The sequence below is a fragment of the Halomonas rhizosphaerae genome (genome assembly GCF_030010555.1).
GTDB classification, from domain to species: domain Bacteria; phylum Pseudomonadota; class Gammaproteobacteria; order Pseudomonadales; family Halomonadaceae; genus Halomonas; species Halomonas rhizosphaerae.
In genome coordinates this window covers 174339-199033 of record NZ_JASCQP010000007.1, presented here as the reverse complement: position 1 = coordinate 199033, position 24695 = coordinate 174339, and the positions used below count along the sequence as shown (strand labels likewise).

17 protein-coding genes are annotated in these 24695 nt (G+C 66.0%); 5 read left to right on the top strand and 12 right to left on the bottom strand.

Translation table 11 applies throughout. The annotated features are described in order from the left end of the window. Positions 1–910, top strand: a 910-nt coding sequence (locus QLQ83_RS02605; RefSeq protein WP_282733855.1) for an IS3 family transposase, incomplete at its 5' end; no start/stop codon positions are given. Between the two features lie 138 nt (positions 911–1048). Here QLQ83_RS02605 and QLQ83_RS02600 read toward each other — a convergent pair. The 4 genes from QLQ83_RS02600 to QLQ83_RS02585 are packed head-to-tail and all read right to left on the bottom strand — an operon-like array spanning position 1049 to position 4651. Beyond that, on the bottom strand, positions 1049–2272 hold the full coding sequence (locus tag QLQ83_RS02600; RefSeq protein WP_282734011.1) for a TauD/TfdA family dioxygenase: 1224 nt from the start codon (positions 2270–2272) through the stop codon (positions 1049–1051). A 50-nt stretch (positions 2273–2322) separates the two neighbouring features. Then, positions 2323–2778: a thioesterase family protein gene (locus tag QLQ83_RS02595; RefSeq protein ID WP_282734010.1), complete on the bottom strand. Its 456-nt coding sequence runs from the start codon at positions 2776–2778 to the stop codon at positions 2323–2325. Next, positions 2778–3734, bottom strand: coding sequence for an L-carnitine dehydrogenase (locus QLQ83_RS02590; RefSeq protein ID WP_282734009.1), 957 nt, complete (start codon positions 3732–3734; stop codon positions 2778–2780). The genes QLQ83_RS02595 and QLQ83_RS02590 overlap by 1 nt, the downstream gene beginning before the upstream one ends. After that, complete coding sequence (locus QLQ83_RS02585; RefSeq protein WP_282734008.1) at positions 3731–4651, bottom strand: beta-keto acid cleavage family enzyme; 921 nt, start codon at positions 4649–4651, stop codon at positions 3731–3733. Before QLQ83_RS02585 ends, QLQ83_RS02590 begins: the two co-directional genes overlap by 4 nt. Positions 4652–5083: 432 nt before the next feature. On the opposite strand from QLQ83_RS02585, the gene putA reads away from it, so the two are divergent. After that, positions 5084–8749: a bifunctional proline dehydrogenase/L-glutamate gamma-semialdehyde dehydrogenase PutA gene (gene putA / locus QLQ83_RS02580; protein ID WP_282734007.1), complete on the top strand. Its 3666-nt coding sequence runs from the start codon at positions 5084–5086 to the stop codon at positions 8747–8749. 265 nt (positions 8750–9014) lie between these two features. On the opposite strand, the gene QLQ83_RS02575 is transcribed toward putA, so the two are convergent. Beyond that, positions 9015–9437 (bottom strand): phasin family protein, encoded by a 423-nt coding sequence (locus QLQ83_RS02575; protein WP_282734006.1) that lies wholly within the window; start codon positions 9435–9437, stop codon positions 9015–9017. A 472-nt stretch (positions 9438–9909) separates the two neighbouring features. On the opposite strand from QLQ83_RS02575, the gene QLQ83_RS02570 reads away from it, so the two are divergent. Further along, the gene (locus tag QLQ83_RS02570; RefSeq protein ID WP_282734005.1) at positions 9910–10131 is read left to right on the top strand and encodes an amphi-Trp domain-containing protein; all 222 of its coding nucleotides are present in this window, start codon (positions 9910–9912) and stop codon (positions 10129–10131) included. A 194-nt stretch (positions 10132–10325) separates the two neighbouring features. Further along, entirely contained in the window at positions 10326–11618 is a 1293-nt protein-coding gene (locus QLQ83_RS02565) for a cation:proton antiporter (protein ID WP_282734004.1), read from the top strand. A 217-nt stretch (positions 11619–11835) separates the two neighbouring features. Here the strand turns inward: QLQ83_RS02565 and QLQ83_RS02560 are convergent, their stop codons facing one another. Together QLQ83_RS02560 and QLQ83_RS02555 are read right to left on the bottom strand one after the other, a co-directional pair. Then, positions 11836–13005: a cation diffusion facilitator family transporter gene (locus QLQ83_RS02560; protein WP_282734003.1), complete on the bottom strand. Its 1170-nt coding sequence runs from the start codon at positions 13003–13005 to the stop codon at positions 11836–11838. Between the two features lie 479 nt (positions 13006–13484). After that, a complete protein-coding gene (locus tag QLQ83_RS02555; protein ID WP_282734002.1) occupies positions 13485–15491 on the bottom strand; it encodes a CocE/NonD family hydrolase in 2007 nt (668 codons plus the stop codon). A 207-nt stretch (positions 15492–15698) separates the two neighbouring features. Here QLQ83_RS02555 and QLQ83_RS02550 point away from each other — a divergent pair, with 207 nt between their 5' ends. After that, a complete protein-coding gene (locus QLQ83_RS02550) occupies positions 15699–17732 on the top strand; it encodes a CocE/NonD family hydrolase (protein WP_282734001.1) in 2034 nt (677 codons plus the stop codon). 6 nt (positions 17733–17738) lie between these two features. On the opposite strand, the gene QLQ83_RS02545 is transcribed toward QLQ83_RS02550, so the two are convergent. From QLQ83_RS02545 to speB, 5 genes are all read right to left on the bottom strand, one after another. Beyond that, positions 17739–18764 carry a D-alanine--D-alanine ligase family protein gene (locus QLQ83_RS02545; protein ID WP_282734000.1) on the bottom strand — a complete coding sequence of 342 codons (1026 nt, stop codon included), beginning with the start codon at positions 18762–18764 and terminating at the stop codon, positions 17739–17741. A 396-nt stretch (positions 18765–19160) separates the two neighbouring features. Continuing rightward, positions 19161–20621 (bottom strand): aldehyde dehydrogenase family protein, encoded by a 1461-nt coding sequence (locus tag QLQ83_RS02540; RefSeq protein ID WP_282733999.1) that lies wholly within the window; start codon positions 20619–20621, stop codon positions 19161–19163. Between the two features lie 40 nt (positions 20622–20661). Next, positions 20662–22281: a 5-guanidino-2-oxopentanoate decarboxylase gene (locus QLQ83_RS02535; protein ID WP_282733998.1), complete on the bottom strand. Its 1620-nt coding sequence runs from the start codon at positions 22279–22281 to the stop codon at positions 20662–20664. A gap of 11 nt (positions 22282–22292) precedes the next feature. After that, positions 22293–23678 carry a YjiH family protein gene (locus QLQ83_RS02530; RefSeq protein ID WP_282733997.1) on the bottom strand — a complete coding sequence of 462 codons (1386 nt, stop codon included), beginning with the start codon at positions 23676–23678 and terminating at the stop codon, positions 22293–22295. 65 nt (positions 23679–23743) lie between these two features. Beyond that, positions 23744–24694 (bottom strand): agmatinase, encoded by a 951-nt coding sequence (gene speB / locus QLQ83_RS02525; RefSeq protein WP_282733996.1) that lies wholly within the window; start codon positions 24692–24694, stop codon positions 23744–23746. Position 24695: the final 1 nt, after the last annotated feature.

Below are 24695 nucleotides of genomic sequence, written 5' to 3'. Positions count from 1 at the left end.
CCTATCTAAAAAAGCTCGATGCCTTGACCCGAGAGAAGTGGGCGACGACACGGGGCAAAAAGCCCAAGCCGTCCAAGGGTTAAGGCATGAGCACCCACTGGCGCTGCTGCTACGTGCGGCATCGCTACCGCGCAGCACGTTCTACTACCAGCTCAAGGCCCTGGGGGCTGGCGATCCGTATGCGTCTCTGAAGGCGCGTATCCAGGCGATCTATGATTACCACAAGGGACGCTATGGCTATCGCCGTATCACCGCTGTGCTGCGCCAGACAGGCGAGGCGGTCAACCACAAGACCGTCCAGCGGTTGATGCAACAACTGGGCTTGAAGTCCCTCGTTCGCCCCAAGCGGTATCGGGCTTATCGAGGAGCCGAGGGCTACGCCGCCCCGAATACGCTACGGCGTCGGTTTCAGGCCCAAGGACCGAATCAACGATGGGTGACCGACATCACCGAATTCAAGGTCGATGACCAGAAGCTCTACCTGTCACCGGTCATGGATCTGTATAACGGCGAAATCATCGCCTTCCAGACCGGGCCACGACCGGTATTGGGCCTGGTGAAGCACATGTTGAGGAGCGCCTTCGACCGGCTGAGGCCGGGTGATCGGCCTCTATTGCACTCGGATCAGGGATGGCATTACCGGCACCCCAACTATCGTCGCCTGGTGGTGGAGAAACGGATACTGCGCAGCATGTCACGGAAAGGGAATTGTCTGGACAATGCCGCCATGGAGAGTTTTTTCGGCACCCTGAAAGCCGAGTACTTCCATCTGAACCGGTTCGACACCGTTGAGCAGTTGCAGCAAGGCATTGCCGACTACATCCACTACTACAACCATCAACGGATCAAGCAGAGACTAAAAGGCCTGAGCCCCGTGCAATACAGGACTCAGGCCATGGCCGCCGGTTAAGAGAACTAACCGTCCAACGATTGGGGGTCAGTTCACTAAGGCCGGGGCGTTTCAGGTTCTCACCCGCTACCCGTGGAACCCCGCCGGGCCCTGAGGGCCCGACGCCCATCTTGCCCATTGCAGGACCTGCCTGAAGCCTCAGGCCTCGCCGGTGAGTCGCCGCTGGCGCCGCGCGCGTAGGATCATGCGGTAACGCGAGCGGATCTCGTCGCGCTCCATGTAGCAGCCCTGCAGCCAGCGATGGCCTTTACTGCCCTCGAAGGCGTCACGGGCATGCAGCAGCCGGCGATTGTCGAAGATCACCAGGTCGCCGGGCCGGTAGGTGAAGCGGATGGCAAACACGGGCTCGCGAAGCATCGCCTGCAGGGTCATCAGCGCCTCATAGGCCGATTCTACCTCCGCGAAGGGTGCCTGCAGGGGCCCGCGCAGGAAGTCGGCGATGCGCACCTCGAGCAGCTCGCCGCGCTCGTCGAGGCGGATCATCGGCGCGTACCAGACGTAGTCGGTGGTCCTGGCGGTGTTGGCATAGCACCAACGCACCCGGGTCAGGGTGGCGAAGGCCTCGGGATGTCGCTCGCGAAGCGCCTCGGCCACGGCGAAGCCGTCGAGCATCACCGCCTCGCCGCCTTCCACGCTGTTCTCCAGGCAGTGCAGCATCTGCAGCCCCGGCTGGTATTCCCGGGTCGGAAGGTCGACGTGGGGCGGCAGGGCAATGGCGGTGTAGGCGTTGGAGTCCGGGTCCGGCTTGGCCTTGACGTCGAACAGCAGCCCGAAGTTGGTGGGTCGCAGCGGCCCGATGCGCCGGGCGATGGCCTCCAGCGAGCCGGGCCGGGTGGGCAGGCCACGCAGGCGCACCAGCCCCTTGCCCAGCACGCTTTCCAGGGCCGGGGCGAGGATCGCCTCCTCGGCCTCGCCGCCCGCTTCGGTGTCGAGCAGGCCGACGGCGTCGAGGCTGTCCGGGCCTTCCCCGGGGCCGCCCTGCCAGGTGGTCACTGGCACCGGCGGCGCCTCGGGATCGACGGCGTTATCGTAGTCGTGGGCGCGCAGCCAGCCGGGATGGAAGCGTAGACGGCGATCCTCGGGGGCGAAGGTCACGCACAGCGCGCCGGCGTCATCGATCTCGGCGCCGGTGATCTCCGGCCAGCCGGGCAAGGTGGAGAGATCCAGGATGCGCTCGCGGGTCGCCGGGTTGACGGTGGACTCGTCGGCGGCGTTCTCGCGCAGCCAGATGCCGTGGTAGCGGCTCTCACGCCCATCGTCCCAGCGCACCGCCACCAGGCGCGGGGAGAAGGAGACGGTCTCGAGGTCGGCCTCGATGGGCCAGGCATCGTAGTCGGGCGTCTGAGGAAGTTCTCGGGGCATCTCGGCCTCCTGGGCGTTACAGAGGAGAAGGGGGGAGCGCAGGAGCGGACTCAGCGGCGTATGCCGATGGTGCGCCCGGCCAGCGCCGGCCAGGCGTCCCGCGCGGCGTGGGGCAGCGCGGCGATGGCGGCCTCGATGGGCGCGGGGAAGGGCGCCGGGCGCCCCGCCTGGCTGTCGATGCCCATCAACATCTCCTCGCTGGTGGCCAGCAGGGTGCCCGCCTCGTCGAACAGCTCGAAGAAGACGTGCAGACGCTTGGCATCGCGATCCAGCAGGGTCAGTTCGACCCTGAGCGGCTGCCCCTCGTGGGCCTCGCGGCGGTAGCAGAGGTGGGTCTCCAGGGTGTAGATCGTGACGCCATGACGGGCGCGGCCGGCGGCGTCCAGGCCGATGCGATCCATCAGCGCTTCCACCGCCAGGGAGAACACCCGGGCGTACTCCGCGTCGTTCATGTGGCCGTTGTAGTCGACCCACTCGGGGGCGACGCGGCTCTCCAGGATCACCATCAGATGCGTCCCTCCAGGCCTTCGGCTTCGGGCCAGTACTTGTATACCAGGTCGAGCAGCTCGACCAGGAAGTCGTCGCGGCGGCGGTCCAGCTCGGCCACCGGGCGACCGGCGGCCTGGTGCTCGCAGCCCTCCACCACGCGGTCGATCAGCTCGTCGGTGAGCTCGGGGGCTTCCAGTTTCGTCCAGGGCAGCTTCAACGCCGGGCCGAACTGCTCGAGCATATGGCGCATGCCCTGCTCGCCGCCGGCCAGGTGGAAGGTGAGGAAGGTGCCCATCAGCGACCAGCGCAGCCCACAGCCGTAGACCACGGCGGCATCGATCTCCTCGGTGGTGGCCACGCCGTCGTTGACCAGGTGGAGCGCCTCGCGCCACAGCGCCTCCATCAGGCGGTCGGCGATATGCCCCTCGATCTCGCGGCGCACCACCAGGGGGCGCATGGCCAGCGCCTGGTAGAGGGCCTGGGCGCGCTCGATGTGCCCGGGTTCGGTGGCCTCGCCGCCCACCAGCTCCACCAGCGGCAGCAGGTAGACCGGGTTGAAGGGGTGGGCGACAATCACCCGGCCCGGCGCCCGGGGGCAGTCGTGCTGCAGGTCGCTGGGCTTGAAGCCGGAGGTGGAGGAGCCGATGACCACGCCCTCCTCGGCGGCGGCGTCCAGGGCGGCGAGGACCTCTCGCTTGAGTGCCAGGCGCTCGGGGACGTTCTCCTGGATCAGGTCGGCGCCCTGGACGGCGGCTTCCAGGCTATCCACGAAGGTCAGCCGCTGGGGGCTGGCGCCCTCGGCCAGGCCCAGGCGCTCGAGGGATCCCCAGGCGTTATCGACGAAGGCACGGGTGCGCGCGGGGGCCTCGGGGTCGGGGTCGAAGGCCACCACGTCCCAGCCGTGGGCCAGGGCGCGGGCGATCCAGCCGTTGCCGATCACCCCGGTACCGATCACGGAGAGTTGGCGGCTCATGCCCCACCTCCTGGGACCTGTGCAACGACCTCACCGGTGCGCGGGTCGCGCAGCCTGAGGTGGGCGCGGGTCTCGGCCGGCGTCATCACCCGGCCACCGAGGTTCTCGATGATGTCCCCGGCCTTCTCGACCAGCCCGCCGTTGGTGGCGAGCACCCCCTTCTTGAGGTAGAGGTTGTCCTCCAGGCCGACCCGGGCGTGGCCGCCGAGCAGCATCGCCTGGGCGACCATGGGCATCTGCTGGCGGCCGATGCCGAAGGCCGCCCAGTTGGCGTTTCTCGGCAGTCTGTTGCGCATCGCCAGCATGGACTCGGTGTCGGCCTCTGCGCCCCAGGGAATGCCCAGGCAAAGCTGGTAGAGGGGGTCGCCATCGATCAGGCCCTCCTCCTGCAGCTGGCGGGCGAACCAGACGTGGCCGAGGTCGAAGCACTCGAGCTCCGGCTTGACGCCGGCGGCCTGCACCAGGCGGGCGTGCTCGCGCAGCCAGTCGGCGGGGTTCACGTAGACCATGTCACCGAAGTTGAGGCTGCCACAGTCCAGGGTGCAGAGCTCCGGCAGCAGCGCACCCACCGGCTCGTGGCGCTGGGCGGGGGTCTGGATGTCGGTGCCCGGGCCACCCCGGGCAGGGTCCTCAGCATCGGGGATCCAGTCGCCGCCGCCGCCGGCGGTGATGTTCATGACGATGTCGACATCCGCCTCGCGCACCCGCTCCATCACCTCGCGGAAATGGTCGACGGAGTGGCTGATGGCGCCGGTCTCGGGGTCGCGCACGTGGATATGGGCCACGCTGGCGCCGGCGCGGGCGGCCGCGATGCAGTCGTCGGCGATCTGCTTCGGCGTGACGGGGACGTTGGGGTTCTTGGCGGTGGTGTCGCCGGCGCCGGTGACGGCGCAGGTCAGGATGACATGGCGGTTCACGTTCGGCCTCCTGTGGCTCAACGAGGATGTGCCTACAGTGTGGGGGCATCCCGGCCTGACGCTTTGACGCAGCGCGACGAAAATTCCACATTAAGCGACATTTCTGCCAACCCATGTCGTCAGCGGAGAGCACGGTCGGTGTCTCACCTTCGAGGGGGCCGTGGAATCCGGCGTTTCACCGAACGCCGTGCGGACTCGGCACCGCCGGCACCCCCGCCATCGCCGGATAGCGCTCGCCCCCTGCCCGATTCCCTGCCGATGCTCGATACCCACCCGGACAACCCGGCGGGTCGTCCGTTGATAGCGTGTCCACAGGCAGTGCACACAATTCCCGCCAGGACGCCTAAGCTGGATGGACGACTTTCGACAATGACGACAGCATCCGAGCCTGGGCATCGGCGATGCGTTTCGAGTAGCAAAAGGGTATCGAACATGAACGAAGCAAACCTTCACCCGCATGGCGCCGTGAGCGAGCTCCGGGCGCGCATCCGCGCCAACTATGACGCCGATGAGGCAACGGTGCTGCATGGGCTTGTCGAACGACTCAAGTTGTCCGAGGACGACCGCCGCAAGGTGGCCGATGTCGGCGCCAACTACGTGGCGCGTGTGCGCAAGGAAAGGTCGCCGTCGATGATGGAGGCGTTCCTGGCCGAGTACGGACTCTCGACCGCCGAGGGCGTCGGACTCATGTGCCTGGCGGAAGCGCTGCTGCGTGTACCCGATGCGGAAACCATCGACGACCTCATCCACGACAAGATCGAGCCATCCGACTGGGGGGCGCACCTGGGCAAGTCGTCGTCGTCGATGGTCAACGCCTCGACCTGGGCATTGATGCTGACCGGCAAGGTACTGGAAGACGACCCCAAGGGCCCGGCGCGGGCGCTGCGCGGCCTGGTGCGTCGCATGGGCGAGCCGGTAGTGCGTACCGCGGTCGGCCAGTCGATGAAGATCCTCGGGCGCCAGTTCGTGCTTGGCCAGACCATCGAGGAAGGCATGAAGAATGCCCGTGAGCTCGAGAAGCAGGGCTATACCTATTCCTACGACATGCTCGGCGAGGCGGCACGTACCGACGAAGATGCGGTCCGCTATCATCAGGCCTACGCCAAGGCGATCACTGCGATCGCCAAGCAGGCCAAGGGCGACGTGCGCGGAAGCCCCGGCATCTCGGTGAAACTCTCGGCATTGCATCCCCGTTATGAATACACCCATCGCGACACGGTGATGGCAGAACTCGTGCCGCGAGCAAAGGAGCTGGTGCAGCAGGCGGCCAAGGCCAATATCGGGTTCAACATCGATGCCGAGGAGCAGGACCGGCTGGACCTGTCCCTCGACGTCATCGAGGCGCTGATGTCCGACCCCAGCCTCGAGGGATGGGACGGTTTCGGGGTCGTGGTGCAGGCCTACGGACGCCGCGCTGCGCCAATGATCGAGACGCTCTACGACCTCGCCGAGCGGTACGACCGCAAGATCATGGTACGGCTGGTCAAGGGCGCCTACTGGGATACCGAGATCAAGCTGTCCCAGGAGATGGGGGTCAAGACCTTCCCGGTCTTCACGCGCAAGGTCAACACCGACGTCAGCTACATGGCCTGCGCCCAGATGCTGCTCGACCGGCGTGACCGCATCTATCCGCAGTTTGCGACCCACAATGCCCATACCTGCGCCGCCGTGGTGGCCATGGCGGGCGACGACAAGGACAGCTACGAGTTCCAGCGCCTGCACGGCATGGGCGAATCGCTGCACCACATCGTCAAGCAGTCGGAGGGGACGCACTGCCGGATCTACGCCCCGGTGGGCGCGCATCGCGACCTGCTGGCCTACCTGGTGCGCCGTCTGCTGGAGAATGGGGCAAACTCCTCGTTCGTGAACCAGGTAGTGGACGACTCCATTCCCCCGAGCGAGGTCTCGAAGGACCCGGTGGCCGGGATGCAGCAGCTGGGCGACGCCATCGCCAGTCCGCTGATCCGCCAGCCCGGCGAGCTCTTCGCCCCCGAGCGGAAGAACTCCCGCGGCTACCGGATCAACGAACCCGCCTCGATCCTGCCGCTGTTGGCGGCGCGCGAGCGCTTCGCCGACGCCACCTGGACTGCCGGCCCCATGCTGTCGGGGAGCCCGGCACCGCAGGGACCGGCTCGCGATGCCGTGTCTCCCGCCGACGGCTCTCGCGTGGTGGGCAAGGTGCACGAGGCGACCCCGGAGGAGGTGGCGGCCGCCCTCGACGCCGCCGAGGATGGCTACCGCGACTGGTCGGCGCGGCCTGCGGCCGAGCGGGCCGAGGTCCTGCGCCGCACCGCCGACCTCTACGAGGAACACATCGCCGAGCTGACCGTGATCACGACCCGCGAGGCCGGCAAGATGATGTTCGATGGCATCGCCGAGGTGCGCGAGGCGGTGGACTTCCTGCGCTACTACGCCAACGAGGGCGAGCGGCTGGAGGCGGAAGAGCCCGGCAATGCCCGCGGCATCTTCGTCTGCATCAGCCCATGGAACTTTCCGCTGGCCATCTTCACCGGCCAGATCGCGGCGGCGCTGGCGGCGGGAAACGCCGTGCTGGCCAAGCCGGCCGAGCAGACACCGCTGATCGCCGCCCGGGCCGTCGAGCTGATGCGCGAGGCCGGCCTGCCCGAGGCGGCGCTGCAGCTGCTGCCCGGTGACGGGCCGACGGTGGGCGGGCCGCTGACCAGCGATGCGCGGATTGCAGGCGTCTGCTTCACCGGCTCGACCCCGGTAGCGCAGATCATCCACAAGGCCCTGGCGCAGAATGCGGGGCCGGATGCGGTGCTGATCGCGGAGACCGGCGGACTGAATGCCATGATCGTGGACTCCACGGCACTGACCGAGCAGGCGGTACGCGACATCCTGATCTCCTCCTTCCAGTCGGCCGGCCAGCGCTGCTCGGCGCTCAGGATGCTGTACGTCCAGGAAGAGGCGCGCGACCGCCTGCTCCACATGCTCGATGGCGCCATGGACGCGCTCACCATCGGCGATCCCTGGAACACCGACACCGACGTCTCGCCGGTGATCGACGCCGAGGCCCAGGCCGACATCAACGCCTATGTGGCGGCGCAGGAAAAGGGCGGCAAGGTGCTGAAGAAACTGTCCGCGCCGGACGTCGGCACCTTCGTGACACCGGCCGTGGTCAAGGTCGGGGGCATCGAGGATCTCGAGCGCGAGATCTTCGGCCCGGTCCTGCACGTGGCCACCTTCAAGGCGCGGGACATCGACAAGGTGGTCGACGCGATCAATGACAGGGGATACGGCCTGACCTTCGGCCTGCATACCCGGATCGACGACCGCGTGCAGCAGATCGTCGAGCGTGTCCATGTCGGCAACATCTATGTCAACCGCAACCAGATCGGCGCCATCGTCGGCTCCCAGCCCTTCGGGGGCGAAGGTCTCTCGGGCACCGGGCCCAAGGCCGGCGGTCCCCTTTACGTCACCCGCTTCCGCCGCACCGCCGCAGCAGAGCGCCATGACGCGCCGAAAGGGCGAACCGTGACACTCGGCGACCTCCAGTCGGCCCTCGACGGGCTGGACGCGCGCAACTGGGCGGCGCGACCCGACCGGGTCGAGGTGCTGCGCAAGGCGCTTTCCGGCAAGGGCGGCGTGGTCCGAAAGGCGCTCGCCGAGACCGCGGCCCTGGACATGACACCGCAGACGCTGCCGGGGCCGACGGGGGAAAGCAACCGCCTGGCCATGTACCCGAAGGGCCCGGTGCTCTGCCTCGGGCCGACCCTGGACATCGCCGTCGCCCAGGCAGCGCAGGCGCTCGGTGCGGGCTGCCCGGCGGTACTCGTCGCCCCGGGCGCGGCGCAGGCCGTTCAGCCGCTGATCGATGCCGGGGCGCCCGTCGCCGCGCTCGAGGGCAGCGTCGAGGCCGAGACGCTGACCGCGGTCAAGGGTATCGAGGCCGTGGCCGCTGCCGGCGACAGCGACTGGACCCGCGAGCTGCGCATCGCGCTCGCCAAGCGCGACGGTGCCATCGTGTCGCTGGAGACCCAGACCATCTCGCCGGAGCGCTATGCGGTGGAGCGCCATCTGTGCATCGACACCACCGCCGCGGGTGGCAACGCAAGCCTGCTGGCGACGGCCGAGTAGACTCGACGGGCTGCTCTGCCAGGCGACACCACGGACCGCCCTCCCGGACGCCGAGGGGGCGTAACCCACCCGAGAGAAGCGCGACACCTGCGACCAGGCTGGAGCGTTTCCAGCAACGACGCCGGGGCCTTGAACCCGGCGTTCTTCGTAGGTGCGTCAGTCACGCGCTGCGCGCCATGCCTGACGCACATCGAAAACAGGCCGCCGATCATGGATCGGCGGCCTGTGGTATTACGTCATCGCGGCCCGCGCGGCGGGCCAGGAGTTACTTGGCCTTGGGAGTGGCTTCCTTGACGGCCTTGGTGGCGGTCTCGGTGGTCTCCTTGGCGCTTTCCTGGGCCTGCTTGACGCTGCCCTCGGTCAGCTTCTGGCTTTCCTGAACGAACTCCTGCTGCAGGGCCATCACCTTCTCGGCATCACCCTTCAGGCGCTCGGTCAGGTCCTGGACCACCTGCTGCTGGCCTTCCAGATAGCCCTTCAGGCCTTCGGCGTCCTTGACCTCGGTCAGGCTGCGCAGCTGCGCCAGGTTGATGTCGGCATAGACCTTGGTGGCCTCGAGCTGGGTATTGACCAGCTTCTCGGTGAAGTCGACGGAGAGGGCGGCGAAAGCCCGCGCCGGGGCGAAGAAAACGGACTCAAGCTGGGCGGTGTCAAATTGCTTGGCGTCGAATGCGAATGCGTTGGTCATGATGAGAACCTCCGGGTTCTGAATGCCATGGAACGGGAGATTCCCGCTCTGATGCACTGCACAATAGCAGGGATTTTTGTGCAGTGCAACATTAGGCAAGGACAGGACTGTCGACCAGGGCCTGCCAGGCTTCCCATGCTGGACCGACGCCCGAGGATGGCGCCCCACTGACGCCAGCGGCCGGCATCCCTGCCGGCGCCGGGCCCTCAGGCCAGGGAAAAGGGATGCTGTCCTTGATTACCGCCTCCTAATGCTGTCCATGCCGTAGCGCCATCCAGCGGATGCAATACCCTGGCCGAGCACATCGAACGCTTTCCACACCAACGACGAAGCGCCCATGAACGCCCCCCCTTACAGGCGATGCTGAGACCGCCTGGCGCCGTCCGGGGAAGGGAAGGGTTACCTGCTAGACTGGATCCGAGGCTGAGGGTGGATCGGGGCTGTCGATAACAAGGTCATCGAGGAGAGAGAGATGGGTTCCAAGGCAGAGAGGGACGTGGAAAAGGGTTATCCGAAGGCCGACTTCGTGGCCAAGCTACGGCGCCTGGCAGATGCGATCGAGAAGGAGGAGCGTTTCGAGATACAGATCGCGGGCGAACGCATCTATGTGCCCCTCCGAGCCAAATTCACTATCGAACACGAACGCTCAGATGATGAGGAAGAAATCGAGTTCCAGCTCAAATGGAACCGCTGAAGACCTGGTGAATATCACCTACTAACATCCGCTCCACGGCCTTCCACGCCGATACCCCCAAGTGGAGGCGGGTCGTGTGCAGATGAGCCATCTTCGCCGCCATGGCAGAGGGGCTTGATCAGCAGAGGCGCACTGCTTGATCCCCTCAATCGGATTGCGCGGCCAGGCGAATGAATACACCTGCCGAGTCATCTATGACAACCGCCACCTGGTTTATCTTGATTGGATCACTGCTGCTGGTAGTGGGATTTACCTTCTCGTACATCAAAAGCGTGCCCGTCACCTCTGCCATTGTGTATCTGCTTATCGGGTGTATCGTCGGTCCCATGGGCTTTGAATTGTTTCATTTCAACCCACTGGAAGAGTCGGCTTTATTGGAGTTTCTCACCGAAATAGCCGTGCTTATTTCATTGTACTGCGCCGGCGTGAAAATGCCGGCGCCTGTTACCCTGAAACGATGGCAAAATCCCGTGCAACTGGCGGTGGTTTCGATGGCTCTTACTGTCGGACTAGTGACGCTCTTCGGCTACTACTGGCTTACATTACCTCTTGGTGCTGCCGTGTTGCTAGGTGCCGTGGTTGCACCGACTGACCCGGTATTGGCGACCGAAGTTCAGGTGCGTAACGCCGATGACCCTGACGAACTTCGTTTTTCATTGACCTGCGAGGCCGGAATGAACGATGGAAGTGCCTTCCCGTTCGTGATGCTCGGCCTGGGGTTGCTGGGTCTGCACGATCTCGGCGACGCCGGTTGGCGGTGGCTGGCAGTGGATGTGCTCTGGGCGAGTGGCGCAGGTATCGGAATCGGCATCCTGGCGGGTGTTAGTGTCGGTTGGATAGTAAGCAAGATACGCAAGAACTTTGTGGGCACTGCCTTTCTGGAAAGTTTTCTCGGCCTGGGGCTGATCGCGTTCGCCTATGGAATCAGCCTGTTAGTAGATGCCTGGGGCTTCTTGGCCGTTTTTAGTGCAGCCGTTGCTCTGCGCCATACCGAATTGAAGTTGGTCGGACTCAAACAAGGTTACTCGGCACCTGTCGAGACAAGCCTGGAAGGTGAGCCGCAATCCATAACGCATGTGCACGTAAGCGAAAGCTCGCTGGTATTCAACGAGCACCTCGAACGGCTGGCAGAGATCGTTCTAGTTTTACTGATCGGTGGCTCGCTCTTCTGGGATTCATGGAGTTGGAGAGCCGTAGGTTTCGCGGCGTTTCTATTTCTTGTCGCCCGCCCCATCAGTGTGCACCTTGGCATGCTAGGGAGCAGTTCGCCCATGCGTATGCGCCACCTCGCGGGCTGGTTTGGCGTTCGTGGTATTGGCTCCCTCTACTATCTGATGTACGCCATACAGCATGGGCTGGAAGAGGAGGTCGCGCTGGAATTGATACACCTGACCCTGGTGGTGGTTGCCTTGTCGATTCTGGTTCACGGGGTTAGCGTAAAGCCCACAATCGCTCGTTATTGGCGCTCGCGAAAGCCTCGGGAATAGCTCCTGATAATGCATGTGCGTCGGGGCCAGTTACTCAATGACACGGGGGCCATCAGCTGTCGGCTCCCGGATAACCCATCCCCCGAGACTCCACAAATATCGGCTTCTGCGAGCTTTCCACCGCTTTCTGTTTCACTTCCCCCAGGCCTCGTCCGCTTCGCGTCAACCGTCCGGTTCCATTACTCGCATTGGCAGATAGGGGAAGAGAGCAGGGGCGTCAGCCGGTCGCCGGCACATAGGGGGCGCCCGCCAGGCGGCGCACTTCGACGTGGGACAGCCAGTCGATGTCCCGGGCACAGGCCTCGAGGCGGCGGATCACTGCGTCGCTGTCGAAGGACGACTGCTCGTCCAGGCAGATCACCACCGTGACGGCACCCTCCAGGTAGTGCAGCTCCATCTCGCGGATCTCCGGCCAGACGTCCAGTGCCGTCCAGCGCCGCGCCAGGGCGGCTTCCACCTCGGGGCGCAGCGGCAGTCCCGGGAAGCGGCTGGGGTCGCCTTCTCCGGCGTCGTCCTCGGGGTCGATGTGGAAGGTAAGGTCGGTGAGGGCGGGAAAGGCGTTGCGCAGGCGCCGGCTCACCTCGTTGCCGATCTCATGCCCCTCGGAGACGCTGATCCGCGGCGACACCACCACGTGCAGGTCGAGCATGGTGTGCCCGGCCGACTGGCGGGTGCGCAGGTCGTGAATGCCCTCGACGCCGGACACGCTTTTCGCCACCTGGCGCATCGCCTCCTGGGTGGCCACGGGCAGGGCGGTGTCGACCAGCTCTCGGCCCGACTCCCACAGGAGGTCCCAGCCCACCTTGCCGACCATCAGGCCGACGATGACCGCCGCCACGGTATCGATCCAGGTGGCGCCGAACTGGCTCCCGACCAGGGCGACCATCACCACGCCGGTTGAGAGCACGTCACTGCGATGGTGCCAGGCGTTGGCCTCGAGCATCTTCGAGCCGATGCGTCGCGCCACCCGTAGTGTCAGGTGGAAGAGCCACTCCTTGGACAGGAGCGCCAGGGCGGTCAACAGGATCGCCCAGGCACCGGGCGGCGGGATCACGGCGGCGGAGAACAGGCGCTGAAGGCTCGACCAGGCGATCCCGCCGGCCACGAAGATCAGTACGCTGCCCAGGAACAGGGTGGCCAGGGTTTCGATGCGGCCGTGGCCGTAGTGGTGGTCGTGGTCGGGCCCCTGATGGCCATAGTGGGACGCGGCGAGCACGAAGCCGTCGGTCACCAAGTCCGAGAAGGAGTGGATGCCGTCGGCGACCAGAGCGGCGGAGCCGACGATCCAGCCGACAAGTATCTTGGCCACGCCGAGCAGGATATTGACTGCCGCGGACAGGAAGGTGATGCGCCGGGTCGCCTGGTGCTTCTTGAGGTTGGGCTGCATGGTCGTTCCTTGCGACGCTCCTCCGTACAAGCCACCGATGAGGAGTCGACAAAATGGTACCGAAAAGGTCCAGATTGGCACAAGGCGTCGACTTGCCTCAGGTCTCCCCCCATATCCTGGTTCGTGGCATGTCTCCGGGGTAAGTCGCGCGAACCGTCAGACAAGAGCTCTCCATGTTGAGGTATCCATCAGCAATCCGCTTAATGACCTTGGTTCGGTAGTTCATGCCCTATGGCATGCTGACGTTCAGTGTCGGCGAGGCCGCCGCCCTGCCGCTGGCAAGCGCTATCCTTAGGTGCCCCAGATGCCTGCCCGGCTTCGCCCATAGTCAATCAGTAAAAGCGGATACGAAGCTAGCGGCTCTCAAAAGCGGCTCTCAGAAGCGGCGCCCAGAGTAGGCGCAGCGTGAGCACCATCTGGTCACACGCAGGAACAAAGGGGTTCCAGCGTCCGGTCGTGGACGCTTCACCTGGCGAAGCTCACAGATGGTCGCGGGGAATGACTTCGTTCCAGGTACGGGAGAAGACCCGCTCGTCGCCTTCGTAGGCATCCAGGGTGGCGTTGAGATGGAAATGGGTCGCCGTGCTGGTCATCACCGTGCGGGTGACGATATCCACCCGCCAGCCGCCACGCTCGAACATTCGTCGATTGATGACCTCGCCACTAACCGTGGCGTAGTCGTCGTTGGCCTGGGTGTAACGCTCGGTGACGTCATAGCCGAGCGTAAGGCCGAGGTCGTCGAGACGCCAGCTGCCATCGTTGTCGATGACCCCGAGCGTGGCCTCGTTGGTAGCCAGGTTGAAGAGCACCGTCCACTCCCGGTGAGCCGGCACCAACAGGGTGGTGGCCGGGCCCGGCGCCATGCGGGGTTCGCCAAGGTCAGCCAGTGTCTTATCCGCGGCGCGTAAGGGACGCTGAGGCAGGGTCAAGCTGCAGCCTCGAGGATGGAGCGTCAGCGTCGCCGGGCACGGCGACGGCCAGGCAAGCGGCCAGTATGAGGAGGAGATCGCCACCCGAATGCGGTTGCCCGCGGGGAAACACTGGGCGACGTGGTTGAGACGGACCGTGACCCGGCAAGTCTCGCCGGGCAGGAGCGGCTCGGGACAGTCGTGGCCATGGCGATGGCTGAGGTTGCACAGCCCGTAGGTCACCAGGGTGACGGTGCCGTCGGGGCCGATATCGGAGAGCCGAACGGCGACCATCGCCTGGGGCTGGTCCGCCGACAGCTCGAGTTCCACCACGGGCTCGCCGAGGATCTCGATATCCTGGGCGAGCGATGCCGTATCGAAGCACAGCGAGCCGCCATCCTCCAGGCGCTGATCGGTGGGCAGGTCGGTGCTCTCCGCGTAACTGCACCACTTGCCAGCGAACAACCCTACGCTCAGCGGGCTACGGATCGACAAGGGGTCTTCCCCGGCGGGAGCATCGGCAACCAGGCCTTCCCGTGACAGTGCATAGACCCGCGGCCGCAAACGTCGGCTGGGCCACTGCATTTCGGCAACCCAGCGCCCCGGACGGTCGTCGCTGATCGGCGAGACGCTGTCCTGCATCCAGGCCCTTAACAGGGGCTCCCCATCCACGCCGTTATCGCAATCCTTCAGCCACCGATCCCACCAGCGCAGGCACTCGTCGAGGAAGTTGATGGAGGGACCGGGCCCACCCAGGTGGGGATACTTGTGGTTCCAGGGCCCGACCAGCCCCTTGCGTGGCACCTTCAGGTGGTGGATCAGCCGGAACACCGTGTTGCAGTAGCCATCGGCCCAGCCGCTGACGGCGAACACTGGACAGCGGATCGCCGCGAAGTCCTCGCAGACCGAAGCGTGGCGCCAGTAGGCATCCCGTCGCTGGTGGTCCAGCCAGGTCTTCAACCAGAGCCCGCTGTGCTCCAGCCGCCGCTGCCACAGCTCGCGCCAGCGCTCACCGACGATGATCGGGTCCGGGGGGCAGGCGTTGTAGGAGAGCATCACCGAGGCCCAGGAGAGGTTGTCGGTGAGCAGGCAGCCGCCCATGTAATGGACATCGTCGGTGTAGCGATCGTCCGAGGAGCAAACGGTGATCACGGCCTGCAGTTCGGGGGGTTGCAGGGCGGCGATCTGCAGGCCGTTGAAGCCGCCCCAGGAGATGCCGATCATCCCGACCCGGCCATTGCACCAGGGCTGGGCGGCGATCCAGCGGATCACCTCGACGCCATCCTCCAGCTCCTGGGACAGGTATTCGTCATGGAGCACGCCGTCCGAGTCGCCGCTGCCGCGCAGGTCCACCCGGACCGCGGCATAGCCGTGCCGGGCGAAGTGGCCGTGGATCTGGCTGTCCCGGGTCGCCCGAAAGTCCCGCTTGCGGTAGGGAATGTACTCGAGGACCGCGGGCACGCCGACCGACTCGGCAACCGCCGGCAGCCAGAGCTTGGCCGCCAGCCGGGCGCCATCCGGCATGGGGATCCAGGCATTCTCGATGACCGTCACGTCGTCCTGCTGTGCATCCGCCATCCCCGCTTCTCCCCCAACATCCCGCATCGCGACCCCGACACCGGCCTGGCCCTCACCGACATGCTTCAGCATATACCCTCACCGCCATGAGGCGCGTCGCGCCCCCTGATCCGGTCGGCGGCGCAACACGACCGGACGCCGGGTTTGCCGTCGTCGTATATGCTTCAGCAAGCACCATCGCTGACGGTGCGCCCAGAGGGAAGCGCCATGAAGATCGTCGAGGATTTTCCCCGTGAGGTCCGCGTCATCGAGAATGTCTGGATCCCGATGGCTGACGGGACGCGACTGGCGGCCCGGATCTGGCGGCCCACCGACGCGGAATCCGAGCCGGTGCCGGCCATCCTGGAGTACATGCCCTACCGCAAGCGTGACTTCACCCGCCTGCGCGACGAGCCGTTGCACCGCTATTTCGCCGGGCATGGCTATGCCTGCGTGCGCCTGGACCTGCGCGGCAGCGGCGACTCGGACGGCCTGATGCTGGACGAGTACCTCCCGCAGGAACTCGACGACGCCGTGGAGGCCATCGACTGGTTGGCCGGCCAGCCCTGGTGCAACGGACGAGTCGGCATGATGGGCATCTCCTGGGGCGGCTTCAACGCGCTGCAGGTGGCGGCCCTGCGGCCGGCCCCGCTCAAGGCCATCATCACCATGTGTTCCACCGACGACCGCTACAGCGACGATGTCCACTACCAGGGCGGCTGTCTGCTCAACGAGAACCTCGGCTGGGGGTCCGTGCTGCTCTCGTGTGCCACGACCCCGCCGGATCCCGACATCGTCGGAGCACAATGGCGCACCCAGTGGAAACATCGCATCGAGCAGGTGCCCTTCTACCCCCTGGTGTGGATGCGCCATCCCCACCGGGACGCCTATTGGCGGCACGGCTCGGTCTGCGAGGACTTCGACGCGGTGACCTGCCCGGTGTACGCGGTGGGGGGCTGGGCCGATGGCTACGTCAACGCCATTCCCCGTCTGCTGGCCGGGCTGAAGGCGCCGTGCAAGGGACTGATCGGCCCCTGGTCACATGCCTTCCCCCACGCCGCCCTGCCCGGCCCGGCGATCGGCTTCTTCCAGGAGGCCCTGCGCTGGTGGGACCACTGGCTGAAGGGCCTTAACACCGGGATCATGGACGAGCCCCTGCTGCGAGTCTGGATGGAGGAATACGTCCCGCCCGCCCCGATGTATGCCGAGCGTCCGGGCCGCTGGGTGGCGGAGACGCATTGGCCCTCGCCGAAAATCCAGCCGAAAACGCTGCACCTGAACGTGCTGTCGCTGGGCGAGAAGGCCGATGGCGAGGACCGCATGCGCATCGCCTCGCCCCAGACCACCGGCCTGGGGGCCGGCGACTGGTACGGCTTCGGGTCTGAGGGCGAGGCGCCCATCGACCAGCGGGAAGACGACGGCAAGTCCCTGGTCTTCGACTCGGATCCCCTTGACCAGCGCCTCGAGATCCTCGGTGCCCCCTACGTCTCGCTCAAGCTGTCGGTGGACCGGCCGGTGGCCTACGTCATCGTGCGCCTCAATGACGTCGCCCCGGACGGCGCCTCGGCGCGGGTGAGCTACGGCCTGCTCAACCTCACCCAACGCGACAGTTGCGAGGATCCCACCCCCCTGGAGCCGGGGCATTGCTATCGCGTGGAGGTGAAGCTCAACGACATCGCCTATGCCTTCGCGCCCGGCCACACCATCCGGCTGGCGATCTCGACCAGCTACTGGCCGGTGATCTGGCCGGCACCGGCACCGGTCAACCTGACGCTGCATACCGGGATCAGCCAGCTGACACTGCCGGAACGACCGCCCCGTCCCGAGGACACCGACCTGCGGCCCTTCGATCCCCCGGAACGCGGGCCCATGCCGGAGATGACCACCCTCAAGGTGGCCCCCTTCCAGCGCCGGGTGGAACGCGACCTGACCACCGGCATGTCGACCTACCGGATCGCCACCACCGGCGGCGACTTCGGCGATGCCGCGCTGGCGCGGATCGAAGACATCGACCTGACGGTCGGCTATACCCTCGCCAAGACCTACCGTATCCACGACTACGACCCTGAAACGGCCGAAGTGACGGTCGAGCAGACCACCACCCACCAGCGAGGCACCTGGTCCACCCGTCTGGAATGCCGCACCAGCCTGACCGCCACCTCACGGAGCTTCCGGATCCGCGGCGTGCTGAAGGCCTACGAGGGCGACGCGCTCTTCGCGCGCCGGGACTGGGACGAGGAGATCGTGCGCCGGTTGCTGTGACCTGACTCAGGCAGGACGGCGAAGGCCATGGCGGGTAATCGCCGCCTCGAGGATCAGCTGAAGCAGCTCATGGTAGGAATAGCCCGCCCACTTGGCCATCAGCGCCAGCTTTCCGTCCCAGTACCAGGTCGGGTTGGTGTTGACGTCCAGCAATCGCGGCTGGCCATCCTCGCCCTCGCGGAAGTCGATACGCGCATAGTCGCGCAGCCCCAAGCGGCGGAATAATTTGACCGAATGGTCAACAAGCTGACTCCAGATGACGTCATCGATCTCGGCCCGGCGGAAACTGAGCTTCTCCCAGTACGGCGAGTCGGGATCGGCCTTGGAGCCGTAAGTCAGAATGGGTGGCAGACCGGGATCCAGCGCCGAGTAGTCGATCTCCAGCGGCGGCAGCACCGTGAAACCGCTCGCACTGTTGCCTACCAGCCCCACGGTATACTCCGGGCCGGTGAGGAAGTCCTGGATCAGCGCATCGACGACACCGGGCTGCTCCGCTAGCCAGCGCAGGTAGGCCTCTGCTTCCCTGACATCCCGCACCACGCAGTCTCGAGTGATGCCGAAGCTGCCACCGCTGCTGTTTGGCTTTATCAGGCAAGGGTAGATGGCCGGCAAGACCAGCGGGGCCGCGCTCAGGTCCACGTAGGTCTCGTTGGGGACGGGAATGCCCTGCCCCGCTGCCAGGGCTCGCACCAGGGCCTTGTCGGTGGTGAGACTGATGCCCATGGGGTCGGCGCCGGTATAGGGAATCCCCAGGATCTCCAGGAGCGCAGGTACGTCGCGCTCCAGCTCCCAGTCGTTGCGGAAGCCCGTATCGCAGAGGTTGAGTGCCAGGTCAGGGGAAACGGCCCGCAGATCGTCAATCCAGGTCTCGTGGTCGTCGAGGTAGGTGAAACGGTACCCCCGGAGTCGCGCGAGGGCATCGCGTAGATGCTCGACCGCGGCCAGTTCCTCCTCGCCGAAGCCGCCACCGACGGCATAGGCATAAGGAAGACGGGGATCGCCCAGCAGCACGGCCACCTGGATATCCGACATGTCACCTCCCGACGTCCCGGGTGATGCCTCCCGACAAGGCGCCCACCGCTTACCCGACTCTTGGGCGCAGGCCCCAGCACGCGGCGAACAGGAACAGTATAGTTCCGCGTCCATCGGATACCCCCGCCCTGGCCAAGTGAGTCGCCCCGGGTTGAGAAGGTGCATGATCCCGGAGGGTCGATTACCCCGGATCCGGCAGTTGCAGGATTAGGGTCAATCGATCCCCCGGTTACGAAGGGGCAGTAATTCTAGAGCGCTCTTCGTATTCGATCGTGAGGCAAGCAGGGCTCCGGCCTCATACCCGCTGAGCCCTCTCGCTTCAGCAGTGCCTTAAGGTCGGACAGAGCAGCCATGGGCGCCGCTGCGCGACGCTCGGCGGCCCCCAGAGGAGCATGGTCAAGCGTGCGTGCCTCCCTCGGGCCCGATGAGGTGCTTCACCTGGAGGTACTCCGCCAGCCCCCAGGGCCCCAGCTCGCGGCCGATGCCGCTGATCCCGAAGCCGCCCCAACTGGCTTCCGGCATCACCAGCTGCTCGCTGTTGACCCATATGGTGCCCGCCCGCAGCCGCAGGCCAACCTGCCTGGCGCGCTCGACATCACCGGCGACCACCGTGGCCGCCAGGCCGAACGGGCTGGCGTTGGCGAGCTCGACGGCCTCTTCATCGCTGGCGACGCTTCGACCACAGAGTACCGGCCCGAAGATCTCCTCCTGCCACAGGCGGCTCTCGACCGGAACATCACGATAGAGCGTCGGCGCGACGAACTCGCCGCGCTCGGGCAGCTGGCGATGGCGACCATCACGCACGGCAACCAGCCCCTCCTCTCGGGCCATCGCCAGGTAGCACTCGACGGCTTCCCGCTGGCGAGCACTGCTCATCGGCCCCATGTCCGTGTCGTCGGCCAGGGGGTCCCCCAGGCGAATGGCGTCGATGCGCTTACCCAGGGCCGCATAGAGCGACTCGGCGAGGGCGTCATGGACGATCAGGCGAGAGGTGGCGGAGCAGATCTGACCGGAGTTGAAGTAGATGCCCGCCATCACCCAGTCGGCAGCCTGCTCGACCTCGGCATCATCCAGCACCAGGATGGGGGACTTGCCGCCCAGCTCCAGGGAGACGTTACGGACGCCCTCGGCTGCCGCACGCATCACCATCTCTCCCACCGCATTGCTGCCAGTGAAGGAGAACTTGTCGACGCCGGGGTGGGTGGTCAAAGGCGCCCCGATGCCTTCGCCGTCGCCGTGCACCAGGTTGAGCACCCCGTCGGGCAAGCCAACGGCCTCGGCGATCTCGGCCAGCGCCTGCTCGGGCAGCGGTGTGACCTCGGAGGGCTTGAAGACGATCGTGCATCCCGCCGCCAGGGCCGGCGCAATCTTCCAGGCGCTGGTCACCAGCGGAAAATTCCAGGGGGTGATCAGGCCCACCACCCCGATGGGGTCTTCGTAGGTCTGGGCCCGGATGCCGTCAAGGCCATGTTCGACGATGCGCCCCTGCCGCAGCTCCAGTTCGGCAGCCTGTCCGGCATAGTAGCGGTAACAGGCGATGGCATCGTCCAGGTCGATGCCCGCCTCGGCCAGGGCCTTGCCATTGTTGCGGGCGGACAGCCGCATCAGCGCGTCCCGGCGCGCCACCAGGGCATCAGCGAAGGCCTGGAGAAAAGCGCCACGACGCCTCCCGTCCAGCGCCTGCCAGGCCGGCAGCGCGCCGCGGGCAGCGGCCACTGCGGCGTCCACGTCGGTGGGATCGCCGGCGGTGACCTCGGCGATTGTCTCCTGGCGGTAAGGGTCGGTGACGGGCAGACGGCGCTGGCCGGCACTCTCGACCCAGCGGTTGTCGATAAATTGTCGTGTCAGCTGTTGCACGGGTGACTCTCTCGCAGTGGGGTTCTTGGACGGTGGGACGCTATTCCTGCAGCGAGGCATTCCAGGCGTCCGCATCGATCTCGATCAGCAACGGCCCTTGCTGGGGTCGACCACGGATTGCCTCGGCCAGCGCCTCCGCATCACCAACGCGACGAGCGGCGCAACCGAATCCGGCGGCCAGCATCTGAAAGTCCGGCGACTGGATATCCACCCCCAACCGCGGGACATCCGCGCTATCCATGTAGCGGCGGATCTCTTCATAGCCCTGGTTGTGCCACAGCAGCACTACCACCGGCAGCCCCTCTTCCACCGCACAGGCCAGCTCGGTCAGCGTGAACATGATGCCGCCGTCACCGACCAGCGCTACGACCGGCAACTCGGGCTGCCCAAGACTCGCTCCCATGGCGGCAGGCAGGCCGTATCCGAGGGTGCCGTAGCCGGTCGAGGCGTTGAAGAAACGCCGTGGCGCCGGCTGTGCCACCAGGTGGTTGGCGGCGTAGGTGGTGGCACAGGAGTCACCGACCAGGATGGCCTCCGGCAGGGTGTCACGGAGGGTGTCGAACAGCGGCACATAGGGCGCGAAGGCCGGGTCCTGCGCCAGTCCCAGTGCCTCCCGAGCAGCCCGAGCCCTTTCCACGCCGTCTCGCTGGCGGGGAGTCTCGCCAAAACGCCTGGCCAGGGCCTTAAGGGTGGGTCCGGCATCCGCCACCATGGCCAGTTCCGCCGCCTGGTTTCTGGCCAGCTGCTCGGGGTCGATATCCACACGGATCAGCCGCCCGGAAAGGGAGAAGCCGCCGTCGAAGACAACATCGTAATCGGTCTCGCCCAGCTCCGTGCCGATGGCGAGCACCACGTCGGCCTCTCTTGCCAGTTCACGCACGGCTGGCAGGGAGGCATTGGCGCCCAGATCCAGTGGATGGTCGATGCCCAGCAGCCCCTTGGCATTGATCGTGGTGACCGTCGGGGCATCCAGGGCTTCTACCAGCGCCCTTGCCGCCTCCGGCTCCTTGACGCAGCCGCCACCCAGCAGCACCAGCGGGCGCCTCGCCGCTGCCAGCCAGTCACCGGCCCTCTCCAGGGCCTCGGGGTCCGGGGAGGCACTGGCCAGTGACGGGTGCCGCCGACTTCCTGGCTCGTCAACCGTCGCATCGAAGAGGTCGATGGGGATCTCGATATGCACCGGCCCCGGCCGCCCCCCCTCGAACACCGCAAAGGCCCTGGCCAGTGCCTCGGGCAAGCCGTCGGGGTCGAGCAGGGTATGACTGAAGCGGGATAGGCCAGCCATCAGCTGCTGCTGACCGGGCAGTTCGTGCAGGCGTCCCTGACCGCGCCCCAGCGTATCGCGGCGGTTGACGCTGGAGATCACCAGCATCGGGACGGAGTCGGCCAACGCCTGGCCCATGGCCGTGGCGATGTTGGTCATGCCGGGGCCGGTGATGATGAAGCACACTCCCGGCCGGCCAGTGGCCCTGGCATAGCCATCGGCCATGAAGCCCGCGCCCTGTTCGTGGCGCGGGGTGACATGCCGGATGCCGTTGGCTGCTGCGCCCCCGTCCAGCCCGCGATAGAGTTCGACAGTGTGGACGCCGGGGATACCGAAGACGGTGTCCACGCCATAGGTGTCTCGCAGCAGTTGAATGAGCAGTTCTGCACAGGTCATTTGGAGGCCCCTCATCCCACCAGCCAGTGGGCCATGACGACGATGATCGGCAGGGTGATGGCGGTGCGGATCAGGAAGATCGCCAGTAGCTCCCAGAGCTTCAGCGGGATCTTGGACTTCAGCAGAAGCGCGCCGATCTCCGACATATAGACCAGCTGGGTCAGCGACAGGCAGGCGATCACGAAGCGCGTCAGCTCGCTTTCGATGTTGCTGCCCAGCACCGCCGGCAGGAACATGTCGGCGAAGCCCACCAGGGTGGCAGGGGCCGCGGCCTCGGCCTCCGGCAGGCCCATCCACTCCAGTACTGGCACCATGGGCATCGACACCCAGGTGAACAGCGGCGTGAACTCGGCCAGGATCAGCGCCACGGTGCCGATGGCGATGACCAGCGGCAGCAGGCCAAAGAAGATATCGGCGACGTTGAACAGGGCGATGCGCACCAGTTGCCGAGGGCCGGGGGCCTTCTCCGCGCGGGCCACGGCCATGCCCAGGCTATAGCGCAACAGCCCCTGGTCGCCAGTGCGCTCCTCCTGCAGCTGACAGCCGACCGGCTCATAGTAGGAATTGGGCTTGCGCGACAGCGGCGGCAGGCGAGGCACGATCACGGCCGCCACCAGGCCGGCGACGACCACCGTCAGGTAAAAGGGGACAAAGAGGTGATTGATGCCGATGAAGCTGGTCACCAGAATCGCGAAGGCAATGGAGACGATGGAGAAGTTGGTGGCGATGGCCGCCGCCTCGCGACAGTTATAGAAGCCCTTCTCGTACTGCTGAGTGGTGATCAGCACCCCCACGGTCCCCGACCCCATCCAGGAGGCGGTGGCATCGATGGCACTGCGTCCCGGCAGCCCGAAGATCCACCGGAAGGGGGTGCGTAGCAGGCTGCCGATGAACTCCATGAACCCGAAGTCGACCAGGAATGGCAGCAGGATGGCGGCAAAGAAGAAGAAGGTCAGCAGTACCGGCGCCAGGTCGTTGAGCATCACGCCACCGGTGAAGGAGGCGGTAACGAACTCGGGGCCGGCCTGAAAGTAGGTCATCAAGGCGAAGAGCGCACCCAGCGCCCGCATCGCGACCCATAGCGGCGCCACGTCGAACAGTTCCCTGAGCATGCCCTCTCGCGCCCAGCCTGGCTGGGTGAACTTGACCACCAGCGTCAGTACCACGGACAGGCATAGAACCACCGTGGCAATGGCAGGCAGGGCGCCGCCCAGCAGGGCCTTGAGCCCATCGGCGGCGAACCCCATGCCGATGTTGATGGTATCGCCCACCGAGAAGGGCACCAGGAACAGCAGCACGCCGATCAGCGATGGCACCAGGAACTTGATCAGCCCGTGCCGGGACAGTGGGGCACCCTCGAGTGCAATGTTATCGGAGCTGTCGAGAGAGGATGACATGGAGTACCTCAGCTTAAGTTGTCATTGTCTGAATCTATGGTCGGCCTGACCCCAGGCCGGAGGCTTCAATCGCGGCGCTTGACGCCCGGCAGCACACAGAGCATCTCGTACAGGAGCGTGGCGCCCATCAGTGCGGTATTGCCGCTCGGGTCATAGGGCGGTGCCACCTCGACCAGGTCGCCACCCACCACGTTGAGCCCCGCCGCGCCGCGCACGATCTCCAGCCCCTGCTGAGCGGTCAGGCCGCCCATCTCGACGGTGCCGGTACCCGGCGCGACGGAGGGATCGAGGGCATCGATATCGAAGGAGATGTAGACCGGCCCATCGCCCATCTGCTCTCGCACCTCTGCCATCAGCGGCGCGAGCGACCTGTACCAGCACTCCTCGGCCTGCACGACCCGAAAGCCCTGCTCGCGGCACCAGTCGAAGTCTTCCGCGGCATAGCCGGTACCCCGCAGGCCGATCTGGATCACACGCTGGCTATCCAGCAGGCCCTCTTCCTGGGCGCGGCGGAACGGGCAGCCATGGGCCACCTCCTCGCCGAACATGTGGTCGTTGATGTCGGCATGGGCATCGACGTGGATCAGGCCGACCGGGCCGTGCTTCTTCGCGATGGCGCGCAGCACCGGCCAGGTCAGGGTGTGATCGCCACCCAGCGTCAGAGGGGCACAGCCGTGGGCCAGCACCCGGTCATAGAAGCCGGAGATGATGTCCAGGTTCTTGGGGAGGTTGAAGGTGTTGATCGGCACATCGCCGATATCCGCGACCTGGAGGCTATCGAAGGGTGCCGCCCGAGTCGCCATGTTGTAGGGACGCAGCATCCGCGACTCATCACGAATCTGGCGAGGGCCCAGGCGGGTACCCGGGCGGTTGGAGGTGCCGATGTCCATCGGAATACCGATGAAGGCGGCATCCAGGCCCTCGGCGCTCTGCTGGGTCGGCAGGCGCATCATGGTGGCAGGCCCGCCAAATCGCGGCATCTCGTTACCACCCAGGGGCTGATTGAACTCACTCATG